The sequence below is a fragment of the Bradyrhizobium sp. genome, from assembly GCF_035484855.1.
Classification (GTDB): domain Bacteria; phylum Pseudomonadota; class Alphaproteobacteria; order Rhizobiales; family Xanthobacteraceae; genus Bradyrhizobium.
The window spans coordinates 1-7,608 of the sequence record NZ_DATHOP010000279.1; the positions used below are offsets into that span (position 1 = coordinate 1).

Annotated in this window: 8 protein-coding genes; all 8 read right to left on the minus strand. The window is 63.6% G+C overall.

Going from position 1 to position 7,608, the window contains the following annotated elements; all coding sequences use genetic code 11:
• Nucleotides 1-159: 159 nt before the first annotated feature.
• Nucleotides 160-1,005, minus strand: a complete 846-nt coding sequence (gene dapD, locus VK804_RS31560) for a 2,3,4,5-tetrahydropyridine-2,6-dicarboxylate N-succinyltransferase (RefSeq protein ID WP_325752210.1) — start codon at nucleotides 1,003-1,005, stop codon at nucleotides 160-162.
• A gap of 204 nt (nucleotides 1,006-1,209) precedes the next feature.
• Nucleotides 1,210-1,905, minus strand: coding sequence for a pyrimidine 5'-nucleotidase (locus tag VK804_RS31565; protein WP_325752211.1), 696 nt, complete (start codon nucleotides 1,903-1,905; stop codon nucleotides 1,210-1,212).
• Nucleotides 1,906-2,067: 162 nt separating this feature from the next.
• Entirely contained in the window at nucleotides 2,068-3,189 is a 1,122-nt protein-coding gene (locus VK804_RS31570; protein WP_325752212.1) for a DUF1036 domain-containing protein, read from the minus strand.
• Nucleotides 3,190-3,221: 32 nt separating this feature from the next.
• On the minus strand, nucleotides 3,222-4,118 hold the full coding sequence (gene argB, locus VK804_RS31575) for an acetylglutamate kinase (RefSeq protein WP_325752213.1): 897 nt from the start codon (nucleotides 4,116-4,118) through the stop codon (nucleotides 3,222-3,224).
• 158 nt (nucleotides 4,119-4,276) lie between these two features.
• Complete coding sequence (locus tag VK804_RS31580) at nucleotides 4,277-4,660, minus strand: DUF423 domain-containing protein (protein WP_414642871.1); 384 nt, start codon at nucleotides 4,658-4,660, stop codon at nucleotides 4,277-4,279.
• Complete coding sequence (yihA, locus tag VK804_RS31585) at nucleotides 4,657-5,310, minus strand: ribosome biogenesis GTP-binding protein YihA/YsxC (protein ID WP_325752214.1); 654 nt, start codon at nucleotides 5,308-5,310, stop codon at nucleotides 4,657-4,659. The genes VK804_RS31580 and yihA overlap by 4 nt, the downstream gene beginning before the upstream one ends.
• A gap of 152 nt (nucleotides 5,311-5,462) precedes the next feature.
• The gene (gene yidC / locus VK804_RS31590) at nucleotides 5,463-7,349 is read right to left on the minus strand and encodes a membrane protein insertase YidC (protein WP_325752215.1); all 1,887 of its coding nucleotides are present in this window, start codon (nucleotides 7,347-7,349) and stop codon (nucleotides 5,463-5,465) included.
• Nucleotides 7,350-7,363: 14 nt separating this feature from the next.
• Nucleotides 7,364-7,608 (minus strand): ribonuclease P protein component (locus tag VK804_RS31595; RefSeq protein ID WP_325752216.1); only part of this gene is annotated, 245 nt, incomplete at its 5' end.

Genomic DNA, 7,608 nt, shown 5'->3' on the forward strand with positions numbered 1-7,608 from the left:
CCGAGCGCGCCGGCGTCGGCCGGGGTTACCGAGGGGCAGCGCAGGAGATCGCGGGCAATGGCAAGGGCGGAGCGAGCATCGGTCATGCCCCCGCTTAACATGAGGTCCCGCCGATGGGCCAGCACCGGAGCAAGAAATTCCTCGCGTTCGATGGGCCGGCTAGTCGCGCAACAGCTCGTTGATGCTGGTCTTGGAGCGGGTCTGCGCGTCGACGGTCTTGACGATGACGGCGCAAGCCAGCGCAGGACCGGGTGAACCGTCTTTCAGCGGCCTCGCCGGCCTGGTTCCCGGCACCACGACCGCATATTCCGGCACCTCGCCGATATGAATCTTGCCGCTGTCGCGATCGATGATCGGGGTGGAGGCGCCCAGAAACACGCCCATCGCCAGCACCGCGCCCTTGCGCACGATCACGCCTTCGGCGACTTCGCTTCGCGCGCCGATGAAGCAATCGTCCTCGATGATGACGGGTTCGGCCTGCAGCGGCTCCAGCACGCCGCCGATGCCGACGCCGCCGGAAATGTGCACGCGCTTGCCGATCTGGGCGCAGGAGCCGACCGTGGACCAGGTGTCGATCATGGTGGATTCATCGACATAGGCGCCGAGATTGACAAAGGACGGCATCAGCACGACGTTTTTGGCGATGAAGGCCGAGCGGCGCACGATCGCGCCGGGCACCGCGCGAAAGCCGGCGTCACGGAAACGATTTTCGCCCCAGCCCTCGAATTTCGACGGCACCTTGTCCCACCACGAGGCCTTGCCCGGACCGCCCGGGATCGTGCTCATGTCGTTGAGGCGAAACGACAACAGCACCGCCTTCTTCAGCCACTGATTGACCTTCCACTTGCCGCTTTGCTCGCGCTCGGCCACGCGTACCTCACCCTTGTCGAGCAGCTCGAGCGCGTGATCGACGGCGTCGCGGACTTCGCCCCTGGTCGCGGTCGAGATGCCGTCGCGGGCATCGAACGCGGCGTTGACGGTGGTTTCGAGGGAGGCGAGAGACATCGGGATTTCCTTGGGCGATTTTGTTCGGGCAGGCGGGAGGCTTTGTCGGGATTTGCGGGGGAGGAGTCAAGCACTCCCGATGTCGTCCCGGCGAAGGCCGGGACCCATAACCACAGGCGTTTATTATGGCGCGAACGCCGTCCAACAGCATCTTTCAAAACAGGCGCCGCGGCGTATGGGTCCCGGCCTCCGCCGGGACGACGATCATGACGCCTTGCTCAGCCCCTGCAAAAACCCGGTCAAATCATCCGTGACATGATCGACATGCGCGGCGCCGCGGCCTTCCAGCTCCCAATCCTCGCGCACGACTTCCTTGCTGCCGTCGGGCACCACCAGCACCGTGGTCATGCCGAGCTGGTGCGGCACCACGAGGTTGCGCGCCAGGTCCTCGAACATCGCCGCCTTGGTGGGATCGACCTGATGCAGGTCGAGGAATTTTTGGTAGGTCCGCGGCGCCGGCTTCGGCTCCAGTTCGGCGGCGATGATGTCGAACACCGCCTCGAAATGCGCTGATATGCCGAGCCGCTGCAACACTTTGTCGGCATGGTCGGTCGAGCCGTTGGTCAGGATCAGCTTGCGGCCGGGAAGTCTTGCGATCGCCGCCCCCATCGCGGGGTTGGGCTGCAGCGGCGAATGGTCGATCTGGTGGACATAGGCGAGATAGTCGTCGGCGAGCACCCCGTGCTCGGTCATCATCCCGCGCATGGTGGTGCCGTAGCGGCGGTAATAGTCCTTCTGGATCACCCGCGCTTCCTCAGCGGATATTTTGAGAAAGGCGCCGACGAATTCGCCGATCCGCACGTCGACCTGCTGCCACAGATTGACGTGATGCGGATACAGCGTGTTGTCGAGGTCGAACACCCAGGTGTCGATATCGGCGAAGGGGCGGGATGTTGTCACCGTCTCACAACTCTCTCAGCCGTCGTCCCTGCGAACGCATGGACCCATACGCCGCGGCGGTCGTGATGAACTCGGTGTGAGTTACCTTCGATTGTGGCCGGCATTGGTGATTCAAATCCAGGCTTGTGGTTATGGGTCCCTGCGTTCGCAGGGACGACGAGTTCACGGCATCGCAAAGCGCAGCGTCTTGCCGCCGCTGCTCATGTCGACGGCGGCAAAGCCGGTGGCTGCAAAACCACGGGTGCCGCAGTCGCCTTGCTCAGAGGTCTCGAACTTGCTTTCACGCGTGCACAGCTCCTTCGCGCCGCCCCAGTTCAGCGGCCTATCCTTGAGTTTTATCGTATGGTTCTCGGCATCGACCGCTTCGGCGAACGAGAAGATCTGCTTCGGCTGGCCGGTGACGTCGGGATGCAGGCATTTGCCGGGATCGATCCGGTACCAGCCGCGGCTGACTACGGCCTTGCCGTCATCGGTCGCGACCGCCGCCATGACCTTGTGGGGAGTGTCGTTGCACCAGGTCAGCCCGGTGGAGGACGGCGATTGCACCGCGTCGATCATCAGCGAAAAGAAATTCGGCGCCTGCACCATGTCGGGCGTCATGCCGCGGCTCTTCAGGAACGCGGCAAGTGCGGCTTGCGTCTTCGGGCCGTCGACGCCGTCGATCGGCGCGGCGTCGTAGCCCGCGATCACCAGCAGCCGCTGAATGGCGGCGAGCCTGGCCTGCTCGTCGTCATATTCGCTGTCCTCGGCCAGATAGGCCACGAGATTGCCGTCGTCGGTCTGGGTCGGGTTGATCTGGGTGAACGGCGCCGGCGTCTGGCCGGCGCGGCACTGGCGGGCGGCAGCGATGACGAAATCGGCCGGCGCGATGCACAGCGTGTCGCCGCCGTTCTGCGGGATCGGCGAGGAGCCGTAGACACCGAGCGCGCGCGCATTCAGGAGGATGCGGTCGGCGGTCAGCGTGCCCTGAACCACGACCTTGCAGGCCGCCGGATCGATCCGGAACCAGCCGCGTGTCGCGGTGGCCGCCTTGTCGTCGATGCCGATCGCGACCTCGACCACGTAGCTCATGCGGTTGCAGAGTTTCAGGTCGGCGTAAGCGGGTTGGGATGAGGCGAGGAAGGAAATGATCGCGGCGGGCAGCGCGAGGAGGATTGAAAGTTTCAGGCCGTCATGCCCGGGCAAAAGGCGCGAAGCGCCGTCTTCCCGTCCAGAGTCCCGGGCATCCACGTCTTCCTTGCGGCACCAAAGCAAGACGTGGATGGCCGGGACAAGCCCGGCCATAACGGCTTTCAATCGCCTGCCCGCTTTCCTCATCACTTGTGGATCAGTGTGCCCGTGCCCTGATTGGTGAACAATTCCAGCAGCACCGCGTGCTGCATCTTGCCGTCGATGATGACCACGCCCTGCACGCCCTGCTCCAGCGCGTAGATGCAGGTCTCGACCTTGGGGATCATGCCGCCGGAGATGGTGCCGTCGGCGATCAGTTTGCGCGCGTCCTTGATCGACAGTTCCGGAATGAGCTTCTTCGATTTGTCGAGCACGCCGGGAACGTCGGTCAGCAGCAACAGCCGCCTGGCCTTCAGCGCGCCGGCGACCGCGCCGGCAAAGGTATCGGCGTTGACATTGAAGGTCTGTCCGCTCTTCGAGGTCGCCAGCGGCGCCAGCACCGGGATCAGTTCATAGCCGATCAGCTGGTTGAGCAGCGTCAGGTCGACCTTTTCCGGCTCGCCGACGAAGCCGAGATCGACCACTTTCTCGATATGCGAATCCGGATCGACCATGGTGCGCGTCGCCTTCGACGCCGTCACCATGTTGCCGTCCTTGCCGCACAGGCCGACCGCCTTGCCGCCGGCTTCGTTGATGTAGCCGACCAGTTGCTTGTTGATCGAGCCGGCCAGCACCATTTCGACGATCTCGATGGTGGCGGCGTCGGTGATGCGCAGGCCGGCGGCGAATTCGGAGTGGATGCCGAGCCGCTTCAGCATGGTCGCGATCTGCGGCCCGCCGCCATGCACCACCACCGGATTGATGGCGGTCTGCTCCAGCAGCACGATGTCGCGGGCAAACGCTTTCGCGGTTTCTTCGGCGCCCATGGCATGGCCGCCATATTTGATGACGATGGTTTCGTCGTCATATTGCTGCATGTGCGGCAGCGCCTCGGACAGGATGCGGGCCTGATCGAGCGGACTGATATACGGCACGTCGGTCATGAAGCGGGTCTCACGGTCGGCGGGGTCGGGCGGGTTCTATCTGATTGGCGGCCACGGCGCAAAGTGTGCCTGCCGATTCCGTAGCCCGGATGGAGCGCAGCGCAATCCGGGAAACCTTTTTCGCTACTTGTCCCGGATTGCGCTTCGCTCCATCCGGGCTACAGGTGCCTGTCACGGTCACGCGGCCAGGCCGCGCCCACGGCAAGCGCAAGCCAACTCACGATCAACAGGGTGCCGCCGGTGGGCGCGGCGAACGGAAACAGGCTGTGGCCGGCATATTGCCGCAAGGTCAGGTCGGTCGCGAACAGCGCGGCGGCGATGACAAATCCGAACGCGGCGGCGAGCCCGATCCGCCCATGCAGGAGGCCGCGTTCGGTCAGGGCCACGACGCCGAGCACGGCGGTGGCGTGAAACAGCAGCATCGAGGAAGCCGCCGCAAGCCGCGAGGCGTCGGGCTGATGCGCCACCGCTGCCGCCAGGATGACGCCGTCGGCGCCCATGATGGCGGCAAGACCGATCAGAATCCGAAAGGCCCGCATCATCGGCTGCGCTCCCCGAGCAGGCGCACCATCGCGGCGCGCAATTCCGGCATGCCGATGCCGGACCGCGCCGATGTCACCAACACTTCCGGGAACGCGGCGGGATGCTTTGCAAGTGCCGCCCTGACGTCGGCTGTGCATTGTTCCAGTTCAGCCGGCTTCACCTGGTCGGCCTTGGTCAGCACGACCTGATAGCTCACGGCTGATTTGTCGAGCGTCTTCAGCACGTCCTGATCGACCTCCTTGAGGCCGTGGCGGGCGTCGATAAGCACATAGACCCGCGCCAGATTGCTGCGGCCCTGCAGGAAGCTATGGATCAGCGCGGTCCAGGAGGCGACTTTGGCTTTTGGCGCGGAAGCGTAGCCGTAGCCGGGCATGTCGACGAGGCGGAAGCCGGCGTCGCCGGGGCCTTCGAAGAAGATCAGCTCCTGGGTGCGGCCCGGCGTGTGCGAGGTCCGCGCCAGCGCGTTGCGCCCGGTCAGCGCGTTGATCAGCGAGGATTTTCCGACATTGGAGCGGCCGGCAAAGGCGACCTCGATGCCCGCCATCGGCGGCAGCGTTTCGATCGAGGGCGAGGCCCAGAAGAACTGCCAGTCGCCCGCGAACAGCCTTCGCCCCTGTTCAATCAGCTTCGCATCGGGCTCGGTGGTCATGCGAAGATATCCAATTCATCGTCATGCCCGGGCTTGTCCCGGGCATCCACGTCTTGCTTCACGGCATGTCCAAGACGTGGATGGCCGGGACAAGCCCGGCCATGACGAATCGGAAATCGGCGTCCCGCGTCGACGTTCGGCACGCGCCGCCGTCAGGTCTTCGACTCAGCCTTCTTGAACGAGAACGTCGCCTTGAGATTATCGAGCAATTCGACCTTCACGCCGTTGCGGCGCATGATGAAGCTTTGCTGCAGCACCGAGAGCGTGTTGTTCCAGGCCCAGTAGATCACGAGGCCGGCGGGGAAACCGGCCAGCATGAAGGTGAAGATCAGCGGCATCCATGCGAAGATCATTTGCTGGGTCGGATCCGGCGGCGTCGGATTGAGCTTCATCTGGAACCACATCGTGATGCCCATGATGATCGGCCAGATGCCGAGCGCGAGATAATGCCCGAGCACCGGAATCTGCGTCGGATCGAAGTGCAACAGGCCGAACAGGGTGAACAGATTGGTCGGATCCGGCGCCGACAGATCCTTGATCCAGCCGTAGAACGGCGCGTGCCGCATTTCGATAGTGACGAACAACACCTTGTAGAGCGAGAAGAACACTGGAATCTGCAAGGCGACGGGAAGGCAACCGGCGATCGGGTTGATCTTCTCCTTGCGGTAGATTTCCATCATCTCCTGCTGCTGCTTCACCTTGTCGTCGGGATAGCGCTCCTTCAGCAGGGCGAGCTGCGGCTGCACCGACTTCATCTTCGCCATCGAGGCATAGGACTTGTTGGCGAGCGGGAAGAACAACAGCTTCACCAGCACCGTTACCAAGAGGATGGCGATGCCGAAATTGCCGACCAGATGATAGAAGAAGTCGAGCGCCAGGAACATCGGCTTGGTAATGAAGTAGAACCAGCCCCAGTCGATCATCAGATCAAAATGGTTGAGCCCGAGTTCCTTGTTGTAGCCGCCGAAGCCGCCGACCGGGAAATTGAGGCCGACCACGCTGGCTTCCTTGGCGCCCGCGAACAGCCGGGCATTGGCGCTGCCGGTGCCGCCGATCGCAATGGTCTGCGGATCCTCCAGATAATCGGTCTGGTAGGTCCGGATGCTGCCGACGAGATTGGAGGAGTAGCGCACCTGAAGCTGCGCCGAGGTGTCGGGCAACAGCGCCGAGGCCCAGTACTTATCGGTGATGCCGAGCCAGCCGTCGGTGACCTTGAAACTGACCGTCTTGGCGTCGTCGATCTTCTTGTAGGTGTATTCCTGCAGGCTCTGGTCGCCGAGATAGCCGATCAGCCCTTCATGCAGGATGTAGTAGCCGGAAACCTTGGGCGTGCCGTGCCGCGAGATCAGCGCATATGGATAGAGCGTGACCGGCGTGTTGCCGACATTGCTGACGTCGTCCTTGATGGTGAAGAGATAGCGCTCGTCTATCGAAATGGTGCGGCGGAAAGTGAGGCCGTCGCCATTGTCGTATTTCAGCGTCACCGGATGCGACGGCGTCAGGCTGCCGGACCCTTCCTGCTGCCACATCGTCTTCTCGTCCGGAAGCTTGACCGTGGAGCCGGCCGACGGCACCCAGCCGAATTCCGCGTAATAGGGTTCGGCGGTGCCCGAGGGCGAGTACAGCACGATCGGGGGCGAGGCCGGATCGACGGTTTCGCGGAACTTCACCAGCGACAGATCGTCGATGCGTCCGCCCTTCAGCGAGATGCTGCCGGTCAGGCTGGGAGTCTCGATCTTGACGCGCGGGGTCGCTGATATCGCGGCGTCGCGGTCGACCACGGCGGCCGTCGTCGCCGGTTGCGCCGGCGTGACCGGCGCCGGCGCATTGATCGCGCCGGCCTGCGGCGTCGTCGAAGGGGTTGCGGCGGCGGGCGCGGCGCCGGTTCCACCTTGCGCCTCGGATTTGGCCATTTCAGTCTGGGCCTGCTGCGCGGCGCGCTGCTTCTCCATCTGCGGCACATTGTAGAAATATTGCCAGGCGATCAGCACGAGGCCGGACAGAATGACGGCGAGGATGGTGTTGCGATTATCGATCATCGTTCAAGGTCTCGTCATTCAGTTCGGTTGGCGGCTGGCGCCTGGTCTTTTTTCGGCTGCCGCTCGAGGCGAGCGAGCGCCGAGCGAAGATCGTCGATCATGGTCGTAAAGTCGCGATCGAGCGCGGCACGACGGCCGACTAGCACATAATCATGGTGCGGTCGCATGGATATAGTGTCCAGCCGCTTCACCAGTTCGCGAAGCCGGCGCCGGATCCGGTTCCGCTCGGGAGCGTTGCCGTTCTTTTTGGTAACGGTAA